Below are 23,955 nucleotides of genomic sequence, written 5' to 3'. Positions count from 1 at the left end.
GTGCTATTCAAATTCAAATCGCAGGCCACTGCAGACATGATCATGCTCGAGCCCGATGCCCGCAAGGTGCTGCAGATCATCGGCAAGGACGCCTCGCCACGCGGCATCATCACCACCGACCAGATTCCGCAGGCCATTGCGGCGCTGCAGGCCGCCGTGGCGGCTGAAGACGAGCGCGCGCAGGCGGCCAAAACCCAGGATCTGGACCAGGACCCCGAAGACGCCGATGGCCAGGATGTGAAGGCAAGCGTCGGCCTCAAGCAGCGGGCGGTGCCCTTTATCGAGATGCTGCGCCGCAGCGCGGCTGAGCAGGCCGATGTGGTCTGGGGCGGTTGATACGCACAGTAGCAACGCGCCGCGTCCAACGAAAAAAAGACTGCCGAGGCAGTCTTTTTGCATGGAGGCTGAAGATCAGTCGGCGAAGGTGCCAGCAGCCTTGATGATAGGCGTCCACTTGGCGATCTCGGCCTGCACAAAGGCCTTGTGGCCTTCGGGTGTGATGCGCTGGTCGGTAGCGACCACGGCGCTCAGGTTCTCGGACTTCTTGATGAACTCGGGGTCCTTCAGGGCCACCTTCAGCGCGTCGTTGACCTTCTTCAGGATGTCGGCCGGCGTGCCCTTGGGCGCGTACAGGCCGTGCCAGATCGTCACTTCAAAGCCCTTGAGGCCTTCTTCCTGCAAGGTCGGCAGGTCCTTGAGCGATGGCGTGGTCAGGCGCTTGGAAGTCGTCACCGCATAGGCCTTGACCTTCTTGCCCTCGATCTGGCCGGTGGTGTTGGTGGTCTGGTCGCACAGCACATCGACCTGGTTTCCCATCAGGTCGGCAATGGCCGGTGCGGCGCCCTTGTACGGCACGGCGGTCAGCGGGATCTTCAAGGTGCTTTGCAGCAGCAGGCCGCACAGGTGCGAGGCAGAACCGATACCGGCATTGGCCAGGTTGACCTTGTCCTTTTCCTTGTTCAGGTAGGCGGCCAGTTCCTTGTAGTTGTTCGGCGTCAGGGTGGGCTTGCCGATCAGCGTCATCGGCACGTCGTTGATGATGCCCAGGTATTCGAAGTCCTTGGTCACATCGAAGGACAGCTTGCGGTAGAGGATGGGGGCCGTGGCCACGCCGATGTGGTTGAGCAGCAGGGTGTAGCCGTCTGGTTTGGCACGTGCGGCCTTGGCCATGCCGATGGTGCTGCCTGCGCCGTCGGCATTGTCGATGACCACGGTCACGCCATTGAGGGGCTTGCGCAGCGCCTCGGCCAGGTCGCGTGCCACGCGGTCGGTCGGGCCGCCAGCGGTGAACGGCACGACGATGGTGATGGGCTTGTTGGGGTAGGAGGCGTCAGCATAGGCGCCGGTGGCGGTAGCGGCCGCCAGGGCCAGTGCAGTCCATTGCATCATCTTGTTCATAACGGCTTGTCTCTCTTGAGGGGAAAAAGACTGCCATCCTAACGAGAACAGACTGGGGTTTTTTCTAAGGTAAACCCTTGTTTTTCCTGAGTGTTTCGAGTTTTTGACAAAGGTTTTTTTTGCGAACTTAAAGCCAAATGGCCGCCCGGCTCAACCACGGTTTGTGATAGATGCTATCAATATTGATAGTTGAAATGTCGTAAGCCTTGGGCGAAATGTCGTGCGACCAGAGGCAGTGATGGACATTTATTTGCGCTGGCGCAAGCCGTTTGGCCCGCAACCAGGGGCTTCCAAGCCAAGCAATATCCGTAGCCTTCCTATGGCTTTCACCCCGCTTACGCGCTCAGCGACCCGCTGACGATGGCTGCCGCCGCCGCGCGGGTCTCCACGCCCAGCTTTTCAAACACATGCTCCAGGTGCTTGTTGACGGTGCGCGGGCTCATGCCCAGGATCTGCGCAATGTCGCGGTTGGTCTTGCCCTTGGCCAGCCAGCCCAGTACCTCCGTCTCGCGCGGCGTCAGCGCTGCATCCTGCAGGCGCTGGGTGCTGGCGCGCAGGCCCTCATGGCCCAGGCGCAGCACCAGCATGCGCTCGCCAATGCCCACCTCGCCCACCGACTGGGCCAGCAGGCTGCCGCTGCCCAGCGGGTGCTGGGCGGCGGTTTCCCAGGCTGACTGCAACCAGGCCGTTGCCGCTGCCGCGCTGGCGCCAAAGGCCTGTTCCAGCCACAGCGCTGCTTGCGGCGAGCGCCAGGCCAGGCGCCCCTGGCGGTCGAGCACCACCACGCCCATGCCGGCCACATCGACCGCGGCCTGGGCCATGCGGCCCACATGGGCGTTGTGCATATGGCGGGCCAGGCGCGCGAGCACCTCGGGCAGCTTTAGCGGTTTGACGACATAGTCCACGCCGCCGCAGGCAAAGCCTTCGACGATATGGTCGGTCTCCGACAGCCCGGTCATGAAAATGACCGGCACATGGGCCCAGGCCGGGTGGGCCTTGATCTTGCGGCACAGCGAAAAGCCGCTCTCGCCGGGCATCACGCAGTCGAGCAGTACGGCGTCCGGCGTGGCGATCTCCAGGCGCTCCAGCGCCTCGGCTGCATTGCGGGCGACCAGCACGGTGTAGTCCTGCTGACTGAGCGCGTCGCAGAGAAATCCCAGGGTCTCGACGGCATCGTCCACGACGAGAACAACACCGGCATGGGGCGTGAAAGTGGGCATGGTCAGTGGTCCGCAGGCCCTGCAGGCCCGAGGCTCTCCAGAATGAGGGGAAAGTCAAAACGCTGGGCAGCGGCATCGAGGGCCTGCAGCGTGCCGCGCGATTGGGGGTGGCTGGCCTGGGCGTCCGCCAGCAGTTTGCGCAGGCCGGCGCCATCGCCAAAGCGCGCCAGGCGCGTGATGTCCGACTGCAGATCCGGCGGCAGGGGCGGCTCCTGCGGCGCCGGTGGCGGCGCTGCGGGGGCCGTGGTCGCAGAGCCAGCCGAGCCAGCCGAGCCAGCGGCCATGTCTTCTATCCATTCGAGCTTCAGCAGCCAGGCCAGCGTGTCCATCAGCTCGGACTCCAACACCGGTTTGCCGACAAAGGCCTGGCAGCCGGCGCGCTCGAGCTGCTCGGGCTGGTTCTCGAACAGGTCGGCCGAGACAATGACGATGGGCAGGTGCATGGCGCTGTACTGCTGGCGCACCAGCGCAGCGGTCTGCCAGCCGCTCAGGTCGTCCATGCTCAGGTCCAGCAACAGGGCGTCGGGTGGCGTGTCGCGGATGACCTCCAGGCATTCCTGGCCGCTGGCCGCCTCCAGCACGGTAAAGCCCAGCGGGATCAGCACGCCGGCGATCAGCTGGCGGTGGATGGGCTGGTCATCGACCAGCAGCAGGGTTCTGCGCGGGCCCAGGTAGCCGCCGATAAAGGGGCGGGCCTGGGGCTGGCCGGCCAGTGCGCGCGGCGGGTTGTGCACCTCGCTCAGGTACAGGCGCACCGAGAACGTGCTGCCCTGGCCGGGCGTGCTTTGCAGGCTCAGCTCCCCGCCCATCAGCAAGGTCAGCATGCGGGTGATGGTCAGGCCCAGGCCGGTGCCGGTGCTGGCGGCGCGGCGCCCGGCACTGCCCCGCTCAAAGGGCATGAAGATGCGCTCATGGTCCTGCGGCGCGATGCCGATGCCCGTGTCGCGGATGTCAAAGCGCACCACATCGCTGTGGCAGTCCACCTGCAGGCGGATGCTGCCACTGTCGGTAAAGCGGATGGCATTGCCCAGCAGGTTGATCAGAATCTGGCGCAGGCGCTTGGCATCCGCCCGCACCCAGGCGGGAATGCGGCCTTGCGTCTGCAGCTCGAACTGCAGGCCCTTGGCCTGGGCCTGCGGCCGCACCATGCGGTTGACCGCTTCGAGAAACTCGGGGAACTGCAGCGGCGCCGGGTCCAGCCGCAGGCGCCCGGCCTCGATGCGTGCCAGGTCCAGCAACTCGTCGATCAGCGAATGCATGTGCTGGCCGCTGTGCAGCATGGTGCTGATGTTTTCGTGCGCGGGGCCGGGCAGGTCGCTGCGCCGCAGCAGCAGCTGGGCATAGCCCAGGATGCTGGTCAGCGGCGTGCGCAGCTCATGGGCCATGCCGGCCACATAGCGTGACTTGGCCTGGTTGGCCGCCTCGGCATGCTCCTTGGCGGCCTGCAGCTGGGCATCGGTGCGCTGGTGGGCCTCGATCTCCTGCATCAGCATCTGCGTCTGGCGCTCGGACTCCTCGCGCGCCATGCGCCGGCTGTCCTTGGCCAGCACCAGCCACCAGGCGTAGAGCGCGCACAGCAGCGCCAGCAGCGAGAACGCGCGCACAAAGGCCCAGCGCAAATCCGTCTGCCCGGGCGAGAGGCTTTGCTGCATATAGACCACGAACAAGGCCAGCGCCATGGGGCTGGTCAGCAGCAGCACCGTGCCCGCATAGGACGCGAGCCGAAAGTTGATGCTGCGCTGGATGCGCTGGGGCAGCAGGCTCTCGTAGAGGCTGCGCCACTGCACCTGGGCCCGCGCCGTGCTGGGCTTGCAGCGGTCGTGGCAGCGCGAATCGAGCGAGCAGCACAGCGAGCAGATCGGCGCGCCATAGGCGGGGCAGCCGGCCATGTCGGCGCGCTCGAACTGGTTCTGGCAGACAGCGCACTGCAGCTGCGCAGCCTCGAACTGCTCGGGCTGGCGGGCGATATACCAGCGCCCGCCGGTGGCCCAGGCCAGCAGCGGCGATACCAAAAGCGCAATGGCCAGCGCAATATAGGGCGCAAAGGCGCTGGCCAGCTCGCCCAGCAGGCCACTATAGGCAATGCCGGCGGCCAGCGCGGCAATGCCCATGGCGCCCAGGCCGACCGGGTTGAGGTCGTGCAGGTAGGCGCGGCGGAACTCGGTGCCCGTCGGGCTCAGGCCCAGCGGCTTGTTGATGACCAGATCGGCCACCAGCGCGCCAACCCAGGCGACTGCGATATTGCTGTAGATGCCCAGCACCTTCTCCAGCGCACTGAACACGCCCAGGGTCATGATCAGCATCGCAATCATCACGTTGAAGACCAGCCACACGACGCGGCCGGGGTGGCTGCGGGTGAGGCGCGAGAACACATTCGACCAGGCGAGCGACCCGGCATAGGCATTGGTCACATTGATCTTGATCTGCGCCATGATGACGAAGACCAGCGTAATCCAGAGGGCGACGCCCGGGTCCTGCACGATCTTGCCAAAGGCGGTGAGGTAGAGGTGGGTGGGGTCCGAGGCCTCGGCCACGGTCGAGCCAAACTGCAGCGCCACATAGGCCAGGTAGGCGCCGCCCAACATGCGCGCCGCACCCAGCAGAATCCAGCCGGGCCCGCCCATCAGCACACAAAACCACCAGCGGCCCCGGTTGGAGGCCGTCTTGCGCGGCATGAAGCGCAGGTAATCGACCTGCTCGCCCACCTGCACGATCAGCGCGAAGATCACCGTGCTGGCCGAGCCGAAATACAGCCAGTTGAAATCGGCGCTGCCCGAGGTCAGGCCCGACAGGCCCGGCAGCTCCTGCACAAACTGCGGCTGCTGGAAGGCCAGCCACAGGTAGGGGGTCAGCAGCATCACGGCCCACAGCGGCTGGGTCCAGGCCTGCAGCTTGGAGATGAAGGTGACGCCATAGAGCACCATCGGGATCACCACCAGCGCGCACAGCACATAGCAGACCACCAGCGGCCAGCCCAGCGCCATCTGCACCGCCAGCGCCATGATGGCCGCCTCCAGCGCAAAGAAGATAAAGGTGAAGGTGGCGTAGACCAGCGAGGTGATGGTCGAGCCCAGGTAGCCAAAGCCGGCGCCCCGGGTGAGCAGGTCCATGTCCAGCCCATAGCGCGCCGCGCAGACCGAGATGGGCCAGGCTGTCAGAAAAATGACGATGCCCATCACCGCAATGGCCCAGGCGGCGCTGCTAAAGCCATAGGCCAAGGTGATGGTCGCGCCAATGGCCTCCAGCGCCAGAAAGGACAGCCCGCCCATCGCCGTGTTCAGCAGCTGCCACTCGCTCCAGCGCCGGGCCTTTTGCGGCGTATAGCGCAGTGCGTAGTCCTCCATGGTCTCGTCGGCCACCCAGGCGTTGTATTCGCGGCGGATCGGGAAGATCTTTTGGGACGGTTTGGTCATCACAGGCAGCGCACAGGCGCTGGGGGCAAGGGATCCGCAGACCAAGCAATATTCAGGCCACGGCAAGGCTGGTGCGGCCGGCGAGGTGTGGCCGGCCAAGTGCAGCCGGCCAGGTGTGGTCGCCGAGACGTGGCCGGTGAGGTGCGGCCGGTGAGGTGCACCCCAAGGTGTGTTGGGCGAGCAAGCTTAGCCTGCGGTGGCTACGCAGGGGCTACGTCAAATGACGTATGGGTGTTTGGCGGCCGCACTTTTAGAGTGGCTACAGGTTTCAACCCGTTACCAGTTCAGCCCGCTGAACCACTTGAGGAGAAAAGCATGTCTCAGGATTTCCATCAGTCGCTTCGCCGCCGCCGTCTCTTGCAAGGCCTGGGTGCCATCAGTGTGGCGGGTCTGCCCATGCTGGCCCGCGCCCAGACCCCGCCGACCGCCCAGGTCAACACCACCAAGCTGGCGGTGACCGACACCGAGGTGGTGGTCGGGCAGCTGCACTCGTCGACCGGCACGATGGCGATCTCCGAGACCGGCTCCATCCAGGCCGAGCAACTGGCCATTGACCAGATCAACGCGATGGGCGGTGTGCTGGGCCGCAAGATCCGCGTGATCAAGGAAGACGGCGCCTCCGACTGGCCCACCTTTGCTGAAAAGGCCAAGAAGCTGCTCATCAGCGACCATGTGGCCACCGTGTTTGGCTGCTGGACCTCGGCCTCGCGCAAGGCCGTGCTGCCGGTCTTCGAGAAGGAAAACGGCCTGCTCTACTACCCCACCTTCTACGAAGGCCTGGAGCAGAGCAAGAACGTCATCTACACCGGCCAGGAAGCGACCCAGCAGATTCTGTACAGCCTCGACTGGGCCAAGAAGGAAAAGAACGCCTCCAAGGTGTTCCTGGTGGGCTCGGACTACATCTGGCCACGTACCTCGATGAAGATTGCGCGCAAGCACATCGAGACCTTCCAGAAAGGCAAGGTCGTCGGCGAGGAGTACTACCCGCTCAGCAACACCAACTTCAACTCGCTGATCAACAAGATCAAGGTGGCCAAGCCCGATCTGATCTTTGCCGCTGTCGTGGGCGGCTCCAACGTGGCCTTCTACAAGCAGCTCAAGGCCGCAGGCATCACCGGTGACAAGCAGTTCCTGGTGACCCTGTCGGTGACCGAGGACGAAATGCTGGGCATTGGCGGCGAGAACTTTGCCGGCTTCTACTCGAGCATGAAGTACTTCCAGACGCTGGACAACCCCAACAACAAGAAGTTTGTCGAGGCCTTCAAGGCCAAGTACGGCCCCAAGTCGGTCATCGGCGATGTGACCCAGGCCGGTTACCTGGGCCCCTGGTTGTGGAAGGCCGCTGTCGAGAAGGCCGGCAGCTTCGATGTCGACAAGGTCGTGGCCGCCTCGCCGGGCATCGAGCTCAACACTGCCCCGGAAGGCTACGTGAAGATCGACGCCAACCACCACCTCTGGAGCAAGTCGCGCATTGCGCAGGGCCTGCCGGACGGGACCTTCAAGGTGGTGTCCGAGTCGCCCGAGTTGATCAAACCTGATCCGTTCCCTAAAGGCTACCAATAACGCTGCCCCTCCGGCGCGGGCCATAGGCAAACACCCTCTGGCCCGCGCTGCCGCCGACCACCACCCGACAAGAGAGCGCCATGACTTTTTCTGAAATGATGAATATCGGGCTGATGCAGGGCTTTGCAGGCCTCAGCCTGTTTGCGGTACTGCTGCTGATGGGCCTGGGCCTGGCGATTATTTTTGGCCAGATGGGTGTCATCAACATGGCGCATGGCGAGTTCATGACCATCGGTGCCTACACCGTGTTCATGGCCTCCACCTTGGTGGAAGCCCATGCCCCGGCCTGGATGCCCTACTACTTTCCCTTGTCGATCGTGGCGGCCTTTGTGTTTGCGTTTGTGCTGGGCTGGCTGGCCGAGTGGGCGTTGATACGGCATCTGTACAAGCGCCCGCTCGATACCCTGCTGGCCACCTGGGGCCTGAGCCTGGGGCTGCAGCAGGTGTTCCGCACGGTGATCGGCCCCAAAGAGGTGAGCCCCACCTTGCCTGACTGGCTGATGGGTTCCTGGTCGCCCAGTGAGGGGCTGGACATTCCGATCAACGGCATGTTTGTGCTGGCGCTGGCGCTGCTGGTCACAGCCGGCGTGCTGATCGCGCTCTACCGCAGCCGCTGGGGCCTGCGGGTGCGCGCCACGGTCAGCAACCGCGTGATGGCCAACGCCATCGGCATCAATACCAAGAAGACCGACCGCCTCACCTTTGCCATTGGCTGCGGGGTGGCGGGCATTGCCGGGGCGGCCTTCACCACCATCGGCTCGACCGGGCCCACCTCCGGCTCGCTCTACATCGTGGATTCGTTCCTGGTCGTCACCTTTGGCGGCGCCGCCAGCCTGCTGGGCACTGTGGCATCGGCCTTTGGCATTGCCCAGGTGCAGTCGATCACGGAGTTCTTCCTGAGTGGCTCCATGGCCAAGGTGCTGACCTTGTCCTTCATCGTCGTGGTCTTGATGCTGCGGCCCCAAGGTCTGTTTGCCAGCAAGGTGCGCCGCTAAAGCCGGTGCAAAGGATGACAACCATGAAAGATATGCGTGTGTGGCTGGAGCGAACCGGCCTGGGCCATGTGGCCATCCTGGCCGTCGTGCTGCTGGCGCTGCTGCCGCTGGGGCTGGACATCTTCCGCCTGAACCTGGTGGGCAAGTACCTGTGCTACGCCTTTGTGGCCGTGGGCCTGGTGATGCTCTGGGGCTGGGGCGGTGTGCTGAGCCTGGGGCAGGGCGTGTTCTTTGGCTTGGGCGGCTACGCGATGGCCATGTTCCTCAAGCTCGAAGCCTCGGACAAGGTCAGCACCGCGATCCAGTCCACGCCGGGCATCCCCGACTTCATGGACTGGAACCAGCTCACCGCGCTGCCGCTGTGGTGGACGCCGTTCGAGTACCTGCCGTTTGCGTTGTTTGCGGTGGTGGCAGTGCCCGCACTGCTGGCCTTCATCATCGGCTTTGCGATGTTCCGCCGCCGCGTGGGCGATGTCTACTTTGCCATCATCACCCAGGCGGTGGCGCTGATCCTGACGGTGCTGATCATCGGCCAGCAGGGCTACACCGGCGGCGTCAACGGCATGACCGATCTGCGCACCATGCTGGGCTGGGACATCCGCACCGACAGCGCCAAGTACATCCTCTACTACGTCTGCTGCGGCCTGCTGCTGCTGTCGGTGGTGGCCTGCCTCTGTATCCAGAAAAGCAAGCTGGGCACCTTGCTGCTGGCGATGCGCGACAAGGAAGACCGCGTGCGCTTCTCGGGCTACGACGTGTCGATGTTCAAGGTCTTTGTGTTCTGCCTGGCCGCTGCGATATCGGGCATTGGTGGCGCGATGTTTGCGCTGCAGGTGGGCTTTATGTCGCCATCGATCGTGGGCATTGTGCCTTCCATCGAGATGGTGATTTTTGCCGCCGTCGGTGGCCGCATGAGCCTGGTGGGGGCCGTCTACGGCGCGCTGCTGGTCAACTTTGGCAAGACCTATTTCTCCGAGACCTTCCCCGATCTCTGGATGTTCTGCATGGCAGGCCTGTTCATCGTCGTGACCATGTTCTTCCCCAATGGTCTGGCGGGCCTGTATGCCAGCAAGGTCAAGCCGCTGCTGGCCCGGCGCGCAGCCAAACCCGCCAGTACACCGAGCCACGGCGCAGGCCCTGCCAGCACCAAGCCCGCAACCACCAGCAGCAAGGCGCAGGAGCCCGTCGCCGGCAAGCCTGCGGCCGAAGGCGTCTGAACCAGGAGCACGCAATGAGCAATACCGATTTCGCACTGGCGGTGGAGGGCTTGACGGTCTCCTTTGACGGCTTCAAGGCCATCGAGGACCTGACCCTCTATGTCGACAAGAACGAGCTGCGCGTGATCATCGGCCCCAACGGCGCGGGCAAGACCACCTTGCTCGACCTGATCTGCGGCAAGACCAAGGCCAGCAGCGGCAGCATCAAGTTCCAGAACCAGGAGCTGACGGGCATGGACGAGTACCTGCGTGTGCGCAAGGGCATAGGCCGCAAGTTCCAGACGCCCTCGATCTACGAGAACCTCTCGGTCTTCAAGAACCTGGAGGTGTCCTACCCTGAGGGACGCTCGGTGTTTGGCGCGCTGCGCTTTCAGTGCACGCCCGCTGTGCAGCAGCGCGTGCAGGCGGTGGCCCAGGAGATTGGCCTGGACCATGTGCTGGAGATGGAATCGGGCCTGCTGTCGCACGGGCAAAAGCAGTGGCTGGAGATTGGCATGCTGCTGATGCAGGAGCCCGAGCTGCTGATGCTGGACGAACCGATTGCCGGCATGAGCGCGCGCGAGCGCGAGTTGACGGCCGATCTGCTCAAGCGCATCTGCGTGGGCCGCTCGGTGATCGTGATCGAGCACGACATGGAGTTTGTGGCCCGCATTGCGCACAAGGTCACCGTCATGCACCAGGGCAAGATTCTGGCCGAGGGCTCGATGGAGGCCGTGCAGTCCGACCCCAAAGTCATCGATGTCTACCTGGGCCACTGAGGAGCCGCATATGCTGAAAGTCAACGATATCCACGTGGCCTACGGACAGAGCGAGGCGCTGCACGGCATCTCCTTCGAAGGCCGGCCCAACGAAACCCTGGCCATCATGGGCCGCAACGGCATGGGCAAGACCACCTTGTTCAAGGCGCTGATGGGTGTGCTGCCGCTCAAGAGCGGGGCGGTGCAGGTGGCGGGGCAGGATGTGTCGCGCGACGAGAGCTATCTGCGCGTGGCCAAGGGCATTGCCTATGTGCCCCAGGGCCGCATGATTTTCCCGACCCTGAGCGTCGAGGAGAACATCGAGACCGGTCTGGAAAATTCCCGCGACCGCAAGATCCCCGACGAGATCTATGCACTCTTCCCGGTGCTGTGGGATATGCGCCGGCGCAAGGGCGGCAACCTCTCGGGCGGGCAGCAGCAGCAGCTGGCCATTGCGCGTGCGCTGGTCACCAACCCCAAGGTGCTGCTGCTCGACGAGCCCACCGAGGGCATCCAGCCGTCCATCATCAAGGACATCGCCAAGGCGCTCAATGAGATCCGCAAGATGCGCGAGATCACCATCGTGGTCTCCGAGCAGGTGCTGCATTTTGCGATGGATGTGGCCGACCGTCTGTTCGTGATCGAGGGCGGCCGCATCGTGCACGAGACCGACCGCGCCAACACCAACGAGGCCCACATCAAGTCGTACCTGTCGGTTTGACACCGCTTGCGCGGGCCGCCCGCGCGTTTCTTGTTCCATTGACTGCATCACAGGAGTTGCACATGCCCGAAACCCTGATCAAGGTTGATCTGTCCCAACCGGCCCCTTCCAACGAGAAGGTGCACAACCGCTGGCACCCCGATATTCCGATGGCCTGCTGGGTCAACCCCGGCGATGACTTTGTGCTGGAGACCTACGACTGGACGGGGGGCTTCATTAAGAACAACGACAGCGCCGACGATGTGCGCGATGTGGACCTGACCACGGTGCACTACCTCTCGGGCCCGGTCGGTGTCAAAGGCGCCGAGCCCGGTGACCTCTTGGTCGTGGACCTGCTCGACATCGGTGCCAAGGACGAGAGCCAGTGGGGCTTCAACGGCTTTTTCTCGCAGAAGAACGGCGGCGGGTTCCTGACCGACCACTTCCCGTCGGCGCAGAAGTCGATCTGGGATTTCCAGGGCATGTTCACCACCTCGCGCCATATCCCTGGCGTGCGCTATGCCGGTTTGATCCACCCGGGCCTGATCGGCACCTTGCCCGACCCCAAGATGCTCGAGACCTGGAATGCGCGCGAGCAGGCGCTGATCGACACCAACCCGGACGGCAACCTGGCCAACCCGCCCTTCATGGCGACGGCGCACATGGGCCAGCTCAAGGGCGAGGCGCGCGACAAGGCCGCTGCCACCGGTGCGCGCACCGTGCCCCCGCGCGAGCATGGCGGCAACTGCGATATCAAGGACCTCTCGCGCGGCTCCAAGATCTTCTTCCCGGTCTATGTCGATGGCGCCGGCCTGTCGGTGGGCGATCTGCACTTCAGCCAGGGCGATGGCGAAATCACCTTCTGCGGCGCCATCGAGATGGCCGGCTGGGTGCACATGAAGGTCTCCATCATCAAGGGCGGCATGGCCAAGTACGGCATCAAGAACCCCATCTTCAAGCCCAGCCCCATCGTGCCGACCTACAACGACTATGTGATCTTTGAAGGCATCAGCGTCGACGAATCGGGCAAGCAGTACTACCTGGATGTGAACGTGGCCTACAAGCAGGCCTGTCTCAACGCCATCGAGTACCTGAAGAAGTTTGGTTACTCGGGCGCGCAGGCCTATTCCATCCTCGGCACCGCCCCCGTGCAGGGCCATATCAGCGGCGTGGTGGACGTGCCCAATGCCTGCGCCACCCTGTGGCTGCCCACGCAGATCTTTGAGTTCGACATCAACCCCAATGCCGCCGGCCCGGTCAAGTACCTGGATGGCAGCATCGATATGCCGATCTCGTACGACAAGTAAGACGCTGGCTTGCGCGGGCCGCTGTGCCGGCCCGCTTTTATCTTTGAGTGCAGGAGACTTTGATGCCAACTTATGACTACGTCTGCCAGCGCTGCGGCCAATTCGACGCGCTGCGCCGCCTGTCCGACCGCAACCTGGCCTGCGTCTGCCCGCAATGTGGCGCGGCCTCCGAGCGCGTCATCACCCAGGCCCCGCGCCTGGCCTGCACCTCCCCCCAGCAGCGCCGCGCCGCCGAGGTCAACGAACGCGCCCGTCATGCGCCGCGCATGTCGCGTGATAATGACCCTGCTGCGGGCAACTATGGGCGGCTGCGGCATCCCAGTGGGTGTGGTTGCTGCAGTGGGGGCACTAAAACTGGCGCGGCTGCTGCAGCGGCGCAGCCGGCGCTCAAAAGCCAGGTGGGGAATCGGCCTTGGATGATCAGCCACTGAGGGGCTGGGATCAGAGATGCGTCAGCGCACAGCCAGGCCAGTTTTGGAGACGCCATAGACATTTGCGGCGTTTAGGCCTATTATTCACCGCATGTTTAGCGGTGAATATATCTGGAAATCCCCGCACTGGCCTCAGTGGCAGTTCGATAGCGATGCCCTGGCTGCTCCGCTGGCGCAGGTCAGCCAGGCACAAGGCATGCTGCTGGGCCGCTTGGCGGATGTCGGCATGGGCCTGCGGGACCAGGCGAGCCTGGCTGCGCTGACGCAGGATGTGCTCAAGACCTCCGAGATCGAAGGGGAGTTGCTCAATGTGGCATCCGTGCGCTCTTCCATCGCCCGGCGGTTGGGGCTGGATATTGGGGCGCTTGCACCGGTAGACCGCCATGTGGAAGGGGTGGTGGAGATGGTGCTCGACGCGACGGCAAACCACCAGCAAGCCGTCACCGAGCAGCGCATCTATGGCTGGCATGCCGCCTTGTTCCCGACCGGCTATTCGGGCATGAGCAAGATAGCGGTGGGCACGTGGCGCGATGACGCAGCGGGCCCTATGCAGGTAGTATCCGGCCCGATCGGCCGCCAGAAAGTGCATTACGAAGCGCCTCCGGCGCCCCAAGTACCAGCGGAGATGGCCAAGCTGCTGGCCTGGATCAATGACCCGGCGCCTTCCACCCTTCCGGCATTGCTCAAATCCGGTTTGGGCCATCTGTGGTTTGTGACCATCCACCCATTTGATGACGGCAATGGTCGTATGGCGCGGGCCATTGGTGATCTGCTGTTGGCGCGTGCGGATGGCAGTGCGCAACGCTTTTACAGCCTGTCTGCCCAGATACAGCGGGAGCGCAAGGCCTATTACGAGGTGTTGCAGCGCACGCAAAAAGGCGGCATGGATGTGACGCCATGGCTGCTGTGGTTTTTGCAGACTTTGCACCAGGCGGTCCTGCAAGCGAACGAGGGCTTGGAGGTCGTCCTGTACAAGGCGCAGTTTTGGCGCCATTGGGCGATGACGCCGATGAATGAGCGCCATATCAAGGTGCTGAACCGCTTGCTCGATGGCTTTGACGGAAAGCTCACCACCGGAAAATGGGCGGCCATTGCCAAGTGTTCCAGCGACACGGCACTGCGGGATATCAACGAGCTGTTGGCGCTGGGGGTATTGGACAAAGAGGCGGCTGGTGGGCGTAGCACAAGCTATTTGCTGAGCGCGGTGTAGCGCCATCACGCTGCTCCCGGTGCTGTGGGACATGCGCCGACGCAAGGGCGGCAGTCTCTCGGGCGGGCAGCAGCAGCTGGCGATTGCCCGCGCCGCAGCGCCAGCCCGCTTTTATCTGCAGGAGAGACCCATCTATGCCCACCTATGACTATGCCTGCCAGCAATGCGGTGAGTTCGACTAGCTGCGTCGCCTGTCTGACCGCAACCTAGCCTGCGCCTGCCCGCACTGCGGCGCCGCCGCCGAGCGCGTCATCACCCAGGCCCCGCGCCTGGCCTGCACATCGCCGCAGCAGCGTCGCACCGCCGAGGTCAACGAACGCGGCCGCGATGCGCCGCGCATGTCGCGTGACAACGACCCTGCTGCGGGCAACTATGGGCGGCCGCGGCATCCCAGTGGGTGTGGTTGTTGCAGTGGGGGGCGCTAAAGGCAGTAGCGCTGCGGCTGCGGCGCAGCCGGAGCTCAAAAGCCAGGTGGGGAACCGGCATTGGATGATCAGCCATTGAACACTTTTACTGGGCTAATCGCAAACAGGGGGCGATATACGCGGAGCGATACATCAACGAATCAAGTTTTTTGTAACCCATTTTTTCTGGAGGCAGAACTGAGCTACTGAGGTGCCCAATGCCACTTAGCAATGCACTTACAGCTGCAAACCAATTTGTAACTTTATTCTGATAGTTTATCTGAATAACTATATTGAATATTGCGCAATATGGTTGCTGTCACAGGGCGCTGCGGGGCGCATTGCGTGGTGAGCAAGATGACTTATTGTTAATATGAAGTTATCAAGTTGGATAAAAAAATTCTATATTATTTTGATTAATTGATGTGGCACCTAAATTTGCATTGAGTTGCAGTTTTTCTAATTCATTCGTGCGGTGAAATAAATGAAAATTCAAGAAATGTTTGTTTGCGTTTACTTCGATGCGTGTCGCGTGGGAGCGCACTCCCGCTTGCAACTTAAGTCCATAGCTGTCTCGTAGACGGACATCAATCTGACACTTCTCCTAAGTAAATAGTGGTTAACGATTGCTAGAGACTGATAGTTTTTGGCAAAAATCGAACTGCTTCTTTACACCAAACACGAGTGCGCCAACCGTATATCCCACTCCCAAGCGAGTGGGAGTGGTTATGGTCTTGGCTGCCTCAAGAGGAGAAACTATGTCAGGGATATTTGATCGGGGCTCTCAAAGGATAATTAAAAAAACACCTGGGTATCGCCAAAAAAAAGTTGGTCACTCAGTCATTTATGCTGCAGCATTAATGGTTGTTCAGGGCGCCTATGCCCAATCGGACGAATCAAGCCTTCCTAGTATTCCTGATTTTTTCGAAGAAAAAGCTGCATCATTAGGTGGGTCTGTATCGCACTCTCCCAATGAGATGATAAGTACTTTTACCGGGAAATTAAGTTATACAGTTACCGACTTGGTAATTCCTGGAAATGGTGGAATGGATCTTGCCATCCAACGTAGCTATAATAGTATCGATGATCCCTTCGCCACTACTTCCACATGGGCTGACTTTGAATACAGCCCTGTTGGGCTGGGATGGACCATGCATATGGGGCGCGTGCTGCGAGGGTCCAATAAAGCTTTGTGTTCTTCTTCATGGACAGTCGCTTCGGCCAATCCCGTATTCGAAAAGTCAGATGGAAGCCGGCAAATATTCTACGAGCAAGCGTTTGATGGCGATTTAACTTGGATGACCAAAGATTTTTGGCGTGCCAAGTGTATTGAGGGCGTTTTTATTGTCCAGTCTCCTGATGGTCATAGCTTTCGGATGACTAAAAAAGGGAATTCATTTGGGGCAGTGAGCAGCAAGCAAACGGCTTACTATCCTGAAAGAATCACCGATAGAAATGGCAACTGGTTCAACATCAGTTATCAATTTCTGGACAATGGCGTCATGGCAATGACCAAGGTCGCAACAAGTGACGGGCGTGGCTTGGATTTTAATTATGTCGATTCCAAGCTTTCAAAGGTGGTTGATGCGGGCAACTCGCGTGAGTGGGAATACACCGTCACTCCAGGCGCAGGGTCTCGCAATTACTTAACAGCCGTAAAAAGACCAGATGGTCATTCCTGGAATTACAGCTATGAAGCCACTCCTGGTGTGGGATCACTCAGCAAGGTGGGTTATCCGAGTGGTGGGACTATTGACTATCGCTACGGTCATGTTGACTTCTTGGCTGGGACACCGCGTAGTCGCCAAAGCACTGTAGTGGTAGGGAAAACTGCATGCTGGCCCAGAAGAGAGTCAGTCCGGAAATTGGAATTACGTTTATGGAGTCGCTACTAACGAGCTGCCCGTGAGTCGTGTTGGCAACTCAATAACACATTCGTACAGCATGCTTCCGGATGACAGAAGTCAGGTTAATATTACCCAGATTACAGATCCAGCTGGAAAAGTTGTAGAACATTATCATGCAGGCTACCACTCTGTACGTCAGGCTCCCACATCTGTTGGTATCTACCTTGGGCGTACCAGTGACCATGAAAACGTATTACTGGCCTATCAGGACTTTATAATTTCTAGTCAAATAGATGTTGTAGCCCAAAACTATACAAGCAACAGCTTCAATCCGGTTGCGCGCGTTCCCCGGATTGAGAACTACAATCGTATTGGTGAGCGCTTTACGCTAACGAATTCTGATTTCGATGGTTATGGAAATGCGCGTAAGGTGGTAGAGATGGCGACAAATGTCGCAGACCGGACTTATATCCGAGAAACCGCACTGAAACACCATGTTGATACGGATAAGTGGATAATAAATCGCGTTGCAAGTGCTGTTGTGGTCAGTGAGGGGGAGCAGCATGAAACCAAACGCCAGTTTGATGCGAATGGGAATGTGGTGTTGGAGAGTATCGCTGGGGTCGTGAGCTCAGCAACATACCATCCAACAGGCGATATCGCGACTAAGGTTAATGCGCTAGGGCAGGTAGAAAGCTTTTCTGATTATCACCGGGGTATTCCCAGAAAAGAAACATATGCTGATGGCTCCACTGTCGGTAGATCTGTCAATGATGCTGGTAATGTAATTGCTGAAACAGATGCCCGTGGAAATATCACAAGGTTCACACACGATTTGCTGAATCGTGTCACTTCGGTTGCAAAGCCAAGTGGGGCAGTAATATCCGTGGCTTGGACTCCAAATACCCGTGTTGTGGAAAGAGGTGATATGACTGAGGCCACCTCCTTCGATGGGTTCGGTCGTACCCTCCGTCGGGAGGCAAGTGCTCCAGGACAGGTACCTGTCTGGGTTAACTACAGTCACAACGTGATGGGTGAGCTCATCCATCAATCCTATCCCAACAGTACGATGGGGACGGGCTATGTCTACGATGGGTTAAGCAGGGTTGTCGCTACTCTCAATGGTAATCCGGTAGGCACGACAAATGCCCAACATATCAACTACACCAGCTATGGCAATCTATATGTGGTGAACCAAGATTCCACGGGGCGTGCATCGATCGACTATTACAGGGCTTACTCTGATCCTGATAAGCGTGAACGAGTTAGGCTCGCGTCAGGTGAAACGGTAAATGGAAGTTTGTTCGCGCTTGCCGATGTGCGCCAGACCAGGAATATTCTTGGGCAGCTAACGACGGTGAGCATGGATGGGAAAACCCGCGGCTATGGTTATGACATTCGATATTTCCTGACTTCAAAAACTGATCCTGAAATAGGCACAACAACTTTTGAGAGGGATGCTATTGGGAACCTGATAAGCCAGAGGATCGGAGCAGGCCCAGCAACCATATACGCTTACGACAGTCGCAATCGGCTGACAGATATCAGCTATCCCAGCTCGGAAGATGCGGCGGTGCCAAATGCCCCTGCAGTGAAGAATACCTATGATGCCAACGGCAATCTGGTTGTCTCACTAAGCGGCGATATTTCGCGCAGCTTCAGCTATGACGAAAACAACAAGATCACCAAAGAAAGCCTGAGCGTCGGTGCAAGCACCCAAACATTGGGTTATGCCTACGACAGCAATGAAGCGCTGGCGTCTATCACCTACCCATCAGGCAATCAGGTCAGCTACGAGCCTGATGCATTTGGGCGAGCACGTGCAGTACTGCCTTATATACATAGTGTGGACTACCACCCGAATGGAATGCCCAGCCAAATCAGCTATGCCAATGGCGTGGTCTCCACTATGGGCATCAATAGCCGGCAGTGGCCCTCAGATTTGACATATGGCCAAGGCTCCAGCCGATTTGTGAATAGCACCTATGTCTATGATCCCGTAGGGAACATGGTCAACATCAACGAACTGGCCGATGGCGTGTACGCAAGGGCATTCGCATACGACAAGCTGGACCGCCTTATCACGGAGGCAACGACCACAGTTAACCGTCAGTACGGGTACGACAGGACCGGCAATCTAACGTATTTGCGTACACCTACGGGTCTCAACACCTACACCTACGACACTGCAACAGGACTGCTCACAGGGGTAGCAGGTGGTTTCTCTCGAAGCTTTGAATACGACCAGGCGGGTAATGTGAGTGCCAACGGATACAACACCTTTGGTCACGATCGTGCCAACAACCTGCGCTGCACCGATTGTGGGACCGCAGTGCAAAAGCTGCATGACTACGACGGCTCCAACATGCGGGCTCAGACTGTAGCTGCGCAGGGCACCACCCAGTATTTGCATGACTCGCAAGGCCTGCTCATGCAGACCATGGATTCGAGTCTGCGCAAAGAGCTTATCTATCTGGGGCGGCGCCAAGTGGCGGAACGCAGCATCGAGTTGAACTAAACCACCAAGGATCTACGCCATGAATAACTCGCATACATCGCGGCCTATGTGCTCTCCCACCTACACACGCTTTGGAAACCTGGTCTTGTTGCTGTCCTTGAGCCTGTTTGCTGGTGCTGTCCACGCCCAGGCCGTGGTAGTTCCTGCTGGCAGCGGCATAACGATCGAGCTACCAGACAACAAGCCCTCTGCTCCTTTGCAAACCAGCGATCTGAAGGCGACTCCTGAATCGATTCCCTTGCCGGTATGGGCAACACCGCGTGGCATGGAGACAGCCAAAACCGCAGTCAACGCAGGGCAGCTGAAATATGAGGCCCGCAAGCTCCAGGGCATCCCAAAACTGGTCGGTAGCACGGTAAGTACCCCTGAGACCTGCACCACCAGAGCCGTCACCCAAGAAGAGGCGCGGCAGCTGACAGACGACAACCAAGTGCTTTGCACGCAAGACAACTGAATGGAGGAGAACCATGGAACAGCACTTGAAGCAATCGTCCCCGTTCGGTTTATTCCTCCGGTTGATCTCCACCTTCTGGCAGACAAGGACCACACGGCGCAAACCTAGTGTGTGGTTGAGAGCGATGTTAACCGTCGCCATTAGCAGCATGCTTTTAGCCACAGGGGGATTGGCCACCGCCAAGGAGACCGTCACCTACATCCATAGTGACATCAGCGGCAGCCCGCTTGCCGCAACCGATGCTGCCGGCAATGTGCTCTGGAAGGAATCATATTTCGCCTACGGCCAAAAGACGGAGTGGCAGCCGGAGAGCGAAGCGCAGACCCAGTGGTTTCACGGCAAGGAGCAAGATGCCGACACCACCATGCAGTATTTTGGAGCGCGCTACTACGATCCTGGGATTGGGCGGTTTCTTGGCATAGACCCGGTTGATTACCAAGATGGGAATCTGCACAGCTTCAACCGTTATGCGTATGGGAACAATAATCCCACTAAATATCTAGATCCAGATGGGCGCATTGCCTTTCTAATCCCCTTTGCGCTGACTGCAACGGCGCATGCTGCTAGAACAGTAGCTTTGAGGTTTGCCGTCACTGCAACTGTGAATGCCTCAAGGGTTGGCATCGTAGCTGGTGAGATTGCGGCAGGGGATGCGTTAGGTGGTGCGGCTTTGGCGGGGGGCGCCGTTTTGGCAGGCGCTACAGCAGTAAAAAGCGTGGTGCAGGAAACCGCAAAAGTCGGGACTTTGATTGCGACTCATGGTAAAACTATGGGCGGTAAAGAATTTGATAGGTTGACAAAGAGGATAAGAGCGGAGGGAATCCTCGAACCTTTGACAGTTACTTCTCACGAAGGTAGATTGTATATCCTTGATGGACATCATCGTGCTTTAGCTGCCCCCCGAGCTGGTATTATTGATGTTCCGATTACTCGTGTAGAACTGCCGCATGGGGCATATAAAACTCCAGCAGATTTGGATTTTACACCCGGAGGTTACTGATGACTACGGTTGGTTCGATTAAAGCAGAAATAATTTCAAGTCGAAATATTTTGATGGCAGGACGTACTAATGAGCATATTTTGCCTTGTCTGGAAAATGTGATTGCGGCAGTTGATTTGATAAATGTTTCAAGTACTAAGCACATCTTGGTGCACTGTGTAAAGGAAGCGATAGATCAAATTAAAGGCTCGGAATACATAAGTGCTGGGAGGATTTTAAATTTGATCCACAATCTGCCTCTGACTGAGGAAGGCGAGAAGCGTTGGGATGTAGACTATTTTTTTTCAATTGAATTGGCCGCATTTTTGGATGACTTTGATAATGTGAAAAATGCAGGACACATTGCGCTTTATGTCTGTGGTCAAATTGCAAGCCGGTACATGGTCTTGGATAGCTAAAGCATATCCAAGACCATGACAATAATATTCAAGCAGCTCGAGTCTGTTCTCGCGCTGCCTGATAAGAAGCGTTTTGATCACTTTGTCAAAGTTGTTGCCGATAGGCAAGAAGTCTGGGGTCTTTATCAAGGTGGATGGGCTCTTGCCGCTACAAATGATGGTGTTACGGTATTTCCACTTTGGCCAGCCAAAGACTATGCGCAGTTATGTGCAGTCTGTGAATGGGAGGGTTATGAGCCACGTCTTATTACGCTTGCAGAGTTGATGGATGATTTATTCCCTAAACTAAAAAAAGATGGGGTATTGCCTGGGGTTTTTTTTCAAGCCTGAGGGTAAAGGGATGACTCCAAGTGTAGATGATTTTAATATGGCGCTTGTTAGTGAATTGCAGAAGTATTGAATTCAGTCTTCATGTTTAAAATCATGGCACTTGTCATTTGTTTGATGGAAGTATGCACGAATCAGATTTTTTTGAGGACATAGCGGTATCAATGGACTCTTGGGTCAAGGCAGCGGGAGATGCCTTGACGAAACCTGAAACTGACTTGGTATGGGTGGAGGAGCAAGAGCCCTACCAAAATCTGCAACGAGCTCTTGCCGCAGCAGGAGTCGATGGGGACGATGTCAAAAAGGTATTTGCAGAGTGTCTGAGAGGTTTTGCTGTCTCCATTTTGACTTCCATCGATGGAGGAACTGCCTTGGCTGAGAAGGGCCGCGTGCATCTAGTGGATGAGGACGGCAATAACTTAGGTGAAAGTCTGCACGATGGCTTTGTGGGCTATCTGCTTGAATCCGGTCGTTTGAGATAGCGGGCAAAACGGTATTGGCACATACGGCTCTGGGCATCGATTTTGTTAGTTTCATAAATAGAGTTTGGCCGTCTGTGTGGTCTCTCCGACGGCGAGGAGGAAAAATGACATTGGCTGATGCAAAACATGTGCTCGGGTTGTTGGCGCAAGGATTGGACCCCAAAACTGGGCATCTGCTGCCTGAGGACAACCCCGTTCATAGCCCCGATGTCATTCGGGCGCTGAATATGGCGGTCATGGCGCTGGACAAGACCGTTGAAAAGCCGTTGCGGCCCAAGATGGAGGGCGCAAGCAAGGCTGGGCAGTCCTGGTCGCCGGAAGAGGATGAGCAACTGCTTTCAGCTTTTGATGCGGGATCGGATGTGTCAGCGCTGGCAAAGGCACATGAGCGAACTCGTGGTGGTATCACATCACGTCTGCTTCGGCATGGCAGGTTGCAAGCAGATCGTAGGGAAGACGCATAGGCGCAAGCAGCGTTTGGAGCGCACTGCACGACTGAGAACTGCTTAAACACCGACTCTGTTTCTGTGGCCGCCAGAAGCGCAGACATCCAGATAGCGGCTTTGAGCTTGGTCAAGCGGGCGACCGTCGTTGCGCAATTGCGAGAGCGGCTTGGTGTTGATGCGGAGCATCCCCCACCTTGGGATAGCCGTTCCGCGCCTGAGGGGGTGTCCTCGAGCCGATGGCTGAGAGCTCATTTCTCAGTATGTTGGCCCCGCGCGCTGCATCATGTTCCTGCCGAATGCGGCAGCAATTTGGCAGTGGCACTGGACTTCTAGGTGTGCGATGACGAAACGCGCTATTTGCCCTGCTGCAACGAACACGACATTTTGATCGGTTGGGGCATTGTCGCGCCATGGGTTGCGAGTCTGGCGCATGCCTAGCGTAGCGTGATGTCTAGGCGCGAATCAGCACAGCAGCGGCCTCCCAGGCAGTCCATGCGGCGATTAAAAGTGCTATTCACCGCATATATTGCGGTTAATAAATCAAACAAAGCATCGAATGGGGCGAGAGGCAGTCACCTCAATGGCTTCTGCTCCCCCACCCAATGCCTGACAGCCCACTCAGTCATAACTCCGCGCATCCTCAATCACCTTGCCATCATTGGGCAACTCGCCCGGGCGCAGCAGCGCGATATCGGCGCGCAGCTTGGTGACTTCGCGCACGGCGTCGGCAATCTGTTCGGCCAGGCCCGCGCCCAGCTCGGTGGTTTCCACCTGCAGGCTCATCTGGTCCTGGGCCATGGCGCCGCTGACGACCAGACGGGCCTTTTGCACCTGGGGGAAGCGCTTGACGACCTCGGCGATCTGGCCGGGGTGTACAAACATGCCGCGCACCTTGGTGGTTTGGTCGGCGCGGCCCATCCAGCCCTTGATGCGGGTGTTGGTGCGGCCGCTGGGGCATTGGCCGGGGAGGATGGCCGAGAGGTCGCCGGTGCCAAAGCGGATCAGCGGGTAGTCGGTGTTGAGCGTGGTGACGACCAGCTCGCCGACCTCGCCTTCGGCCACCGGGTCGCCGGTGCCGGGGCGCACGATCTCGACAATCACGTTCTCGTCCAGTACCAGGCCTTCACGGGCCTCGGTCTCGTAGGCGATCAGGCCCAGGTCGGCGGTGGCATAGCACTGGTAGGCGGCCACACCACGGGCGCTGAACCAGTCGCGCAGCGAGGGTGGGCAGGCTTCGCCGGAGACCAGGGCCTTGGTCAGCGAGGCAATGCGCTGGCCCTGGGCCTCGGCTTTTTCCAGGATGATCTTCAAAAAGCTGGGCGTGCCGATGTAGCCATGGGGGTGCAGATCGGCCATGGCCTGCACCTGCTGCTCGGTCTGGCCGGTGCCGGCGGGGAAGACGGTGGCGCCCAAGGCCTGGGCGCCCGATTCCATCATCGAGCCGGCGGGCACAAAGTGGTAGCTGAAGCTGTTGTGCACCAGCTCGCCGGCACGAAAGCCGGCCGCATAGATGGCGCGGGCCATGCGCCAGTAGTCACTGCGCTGGCCTTCGGGTTCATAGATGGGGCCGGGGCTGGCAAACATGCGCGGCATGGCGCTGCCAAACGGCGCGGTGTTGAAGCCGCCAAAGATGGCGCGGCCCGGGTGCTGGGCGCGCTCGGCCTTCTGGCGCTCGAGCAGCTCATGCTTGCGGGTGACGGGCAGCTGCGCCAGCGCGGCGCGGCTGTTGATGCTGGCGGCATCGACGCCTTGCAGGATGCTGGCAAAGGCGGGGGAGTGTTGCTGGGCGTGCCGAATCTGGGCGGGCAGGCGGGCCATCAGATCGGCTTCGCGGGCAGCGGGGGCGCGGGACTCCAGATCGTCGTAGTGCGGGCTCATGCGGTTTCTC

The 23,955-nt window shown here is 59.4% G+C and carries 21 protein-coding genes and 1 pseudogene; 18 read left to right on the top strand and 4 right to left on the bottom strand.

What is annotated here, in order from left to right; all coding sequences use genetic code 11:
* Complete coding sequence (locus ACPEE1_RS21265) at window positions 1-336, top strand: DUF1840 domain-containing protein (RefSeq protein ID WP_116926167.1); 336 nt, start codon at window positions 1-3, stop codon at window positions 334-336.
* A gap of 75 nt (window positions 337-411) precedes the next feature.
* On the opposite strand, the gene ACPEE1_RS21260 is transcribed toward ACPEE1_RS21265, so the two are convergent.
* The 3 genes from ACPEE1_RS21260 to ACPEE1_RS21250 form a co-directional block, all read right to left on the bottom strand.
* The gene (locus ACPEE1_RS21260) at window positions 412-1,398 is read right to left on the bottom strand and encodes a tripartite tricarboxylate transporter substrate-binding protein (RefSeq protein ID WP_423934796.1); all 987 of its coding nucleotides are present in this window, start codon (window positions 1,396-1,398) and stop codon (window positions 412-414) included.
* Between the two features lie 335 nt (window positions 1,399-1,733).
* Window positions 1,734-2,618, bottom strand: coding sequence for a response regulator (locus ACPEE1_RS21255; protein WP_116926169.1), 885 nt, complete (start codon window positions 2,616-2,618; stop codon window positions 1,734-1,736).
* Window positions 2,619-2,620: 2 nt separating this feature from the next.
* The gene (locus ACPEE1_RS21250; protein ID WP_182344787.1) at window positions 2,621-6,031 is read right to left on the bottom strand and encodes a hybrid sensor histidine kinase/response regulator; all 3,411 of its coding nucleotides are present in this window, start codon (window positions 6,029-6,031) and stop codon (window positions 2,621-2,623) included.
* 315 nt (window positions 6,032-6,346) lie between these two features.
* On the opposite strand from ACPEE1_RS21250, the gene urtA reads away from it, so the two are divergent.
* The 17 genes and pseudogenes from urtA (at window position 6,347) to ACPEE1_RS21165 (ending at window position 22,085) form a co-directional block, all read left to right on the top strand.
* Window positions 6,347-7,594, top strand: coding sequence for an urea ABC transporter substrate-binding protein (urtA, locus tag ACPEE1_RS21245; protein ID WP_021028658.1), 1,248 nt, complete (start codon window positions 6,347-6,349; stop codon window positions 7,592-7,594).
* 80 nt (window positions 7,595-7,674) lie between these two features.
* Complete coding sequence (gene urtB, locus ACPEE1_RS21240) at window positions 7,675-8,589, top strand: urea ABC transporter permease subunit UrtB (protein ID WP_182344788.1); 915 nt, start codon at window positions 7,675-7,677, stop codon at window positions 8,587-8,589.
* Window positions 8,590-8,612: 23 nt separating this feature from the next.
* Window positions 8,613-9,806 carry an urea ABC transporter permease subunit UrtC gene (gene urtC / locus ACPEE1_RS21235; RefSeq protein WP_423934793.1) on the top strand — a complete coding sequence of 398 codons (1,194 nt, stop codon included), beginning with the start codon at window positions 8,613-8,615 and terminating at the stop codon, window positions 9,804-9,806.
* Between the two features lie 14 nt (window positions 9,807-9,820).
* Window positions 9,821-10,564 carry an urea ABC transporter ATP-binding protein UrtD gene (gene urtD, locus ACPEE1_RS21230; RefSeq protein WP_021028661.1) on the top strand — a complete coding sequence of 248 codons (744 nt, stop codon included), beginning with the start codon at window positions 9,821-9,823 and terminating at the stop codon, window positions 10,562-10,564.
* 10 nt (window positions 10,565-10,574) lie between these two features.
* On the top strand, window positions 10,575-11,264 hold the full coding sequence (gene urtE / locus ACPEE1_RS21225; RefSeq protein ID WP_116926172.1) for an urea ABC transporter ATP-binding subunit UrtE: 690 nt from the start codon (window positions 10,575-10,577) through the stop codon (window positions 11,262-11,264).
* 62 nt (window positions 11,265-11,326) lie between these two features.
* Window positions 11,327-12,550 (top strand): formamidase, encoded by a 1,224-nt coding sequence (gene fmdA, locus ACPEE1_RS21220; protein ID WP_182344789.1) that lies wholly within the window; start codon window positions 11,327-11,329, stop codon window positions 12,548-12,550.
* Window positions 12,551-12,612: 62 nt separating this feature from the next.
* The gene (locus tag ACPEE1_RS21215; RefSeq protein ID WP_182344791.1) at window positions 12,613-12,981 is read left to right on the top strand and encodes an FmdB family zinc ribbon protein; all 369 of its coding nucleotides are present in this window, start codon (window positions 12,613-12,615) and stop codon (window positions 12,979-12,981) included.
* 91 nt (window positions 12,982-13,072) lie between these two features.
* Window positions 13,073-14,191 (top strand): Fic family protein, encoded by a 1,119-nt coding sequence (locus ACPEE1_RS21210; protein WP_182344793.1) that lies wholly within the window; start codon window positions 13,073-13,075, stop codon window positions 14,189-14,191.
* A 10-nt stretch (window positions 14,192-14,201) separates the two neighbouring features.
* A pseudogene (locus ACPEE1_RS21205) lies at window positions 14,202-14,285 on the top strand (ABC transporter ATP-binding protein); the annotation flags it as partial.
* A gap of 1,068 nt (window positions 14,286-15,353) precedes the next feature.
* Window positions 15,354-16,490, top strand: coding sequence for a DUF6531 domain-containing protein (locus ACPEE1_RS21200; RefSeq protein WP_423934791.1), 1,137 nt, complete (start codon window positions 15,354-15,356; stop codon window positions 16,488-16,490).
* 10 nt (window positions 16,491-16,500) lie between these two features.
* Entirely contained in the window at window positions 16,501-18,960 is a 2,460-nt protein-coding gene (locus tag ACPEE1_RS21195; RefSeq protein ID WP_423934789.1) for a hypothetical protein, read from the top strand.
* Between the two features lie 19 nt (window positions 18,961-18,979).
* Complete coding sequence (locus tag ACPEE1_RS21190) at window positions 18,980-19,414, top strand: hypothetical protein (protein WP_133248153.1); 435 nt, start codon at window positions 18,980-18,982, stop codon at window positions 19,412-19,414.
* Window positions 19,415-19,427: 13 nt separating this feature from the next.
* On the top strand, window positions 19,428-20,414 hold the full coding sequence (locus ACPEE1_RS21185) for an RHS repeat-associated core domain-containing protein (protein WP_260718755.1): 987 nt from the start codon (window positions 19,428-19,430) through the stop codon (window positions 20,412-20,414).
* The gene (locus ACPEE1_RS21180; protein WP_182344801.1) at window positions 20,414-20,812 is read left to right on the top strand and encodes a hypothetical protein; all 399 of its coding nucleotides are present in this window, start codon (window positions 20,414-20,416) and stop codon (window positions 20,810-20,812) included. Before ACPEE1_RS21185 ends, ACPEE1_RS21180 begins: the two co-directional genes overlap by 1 nt.
* Window positions 20,813-20,827: 15 nt before the next feature.
* Entirely contained in the window at window positions 20,828-21,142 is a 315-nt protein-coding gene (locus ACPEE1_RS21175; protein WP_232539503.1) for a DUF2750 domain-containing protein, read from the top strand.
* A gap of 122 nt (window positions 21,143-21,264) precedes the next feature.
* Window positions 21,265-21,621 carry a hypothetical protein gene (locus ACPEE1_RS21170; protein WP_133248154.1) on the top strand — a complete coding sequence of 119 codons (357 nt, stop codon included), beginning with the start codon at window positions 21,265-21,267 and terminating at the stop codon, window positions 21,619-21,621.
* A gap of 104 nt (window positions 21,622-21,725) precedes the next feature.
* Window positions 21,726-22,085, top strand: a complete 360-nt coding sequence (locus tag ACPEE1_RS21165) for a hypothetical protein (RefSeq protein ID WP_182344803.1) — start codon at window positions 21,726-21,728, stop codon at window positions 22,083-22,085.
* A gap of 600 nt (window positions 22,086-22,685) precedes the next feature.
* Here ACPEE1_RS21165 and ACPEE1_RS21160 read toward each other — a convergent pair.
* The gene (locus ACPEE1_RS21160) at window positions 22,686-23,945 is read right to left on the bottom strand and encodes a phenylacetate--CoA ligase family protein (protein ID WP_182344804.1); all 1,260 of its coding nucleotides are present in this window, start codon (window positions 23,943-23,945) and stop codon (window positions 22,686-22,688) included.
* Window positions 23,946-23,955 lie beyond the last annotated feature (10 nt).

Source organism: Comamonas sp. 23, from assembly GCF_049601575.1.
In the GTDB taxonomy this organism is placed as follows: Bacteria; Pseudomonadota; Gammaproteobacteria; order Burkholderiales; family Burkholderiaceae_C; genus Comamonas; species Comamonas squillarum.
This window is presented reverse-complemented; position numbering and strand designations above follow the sequence as displayed.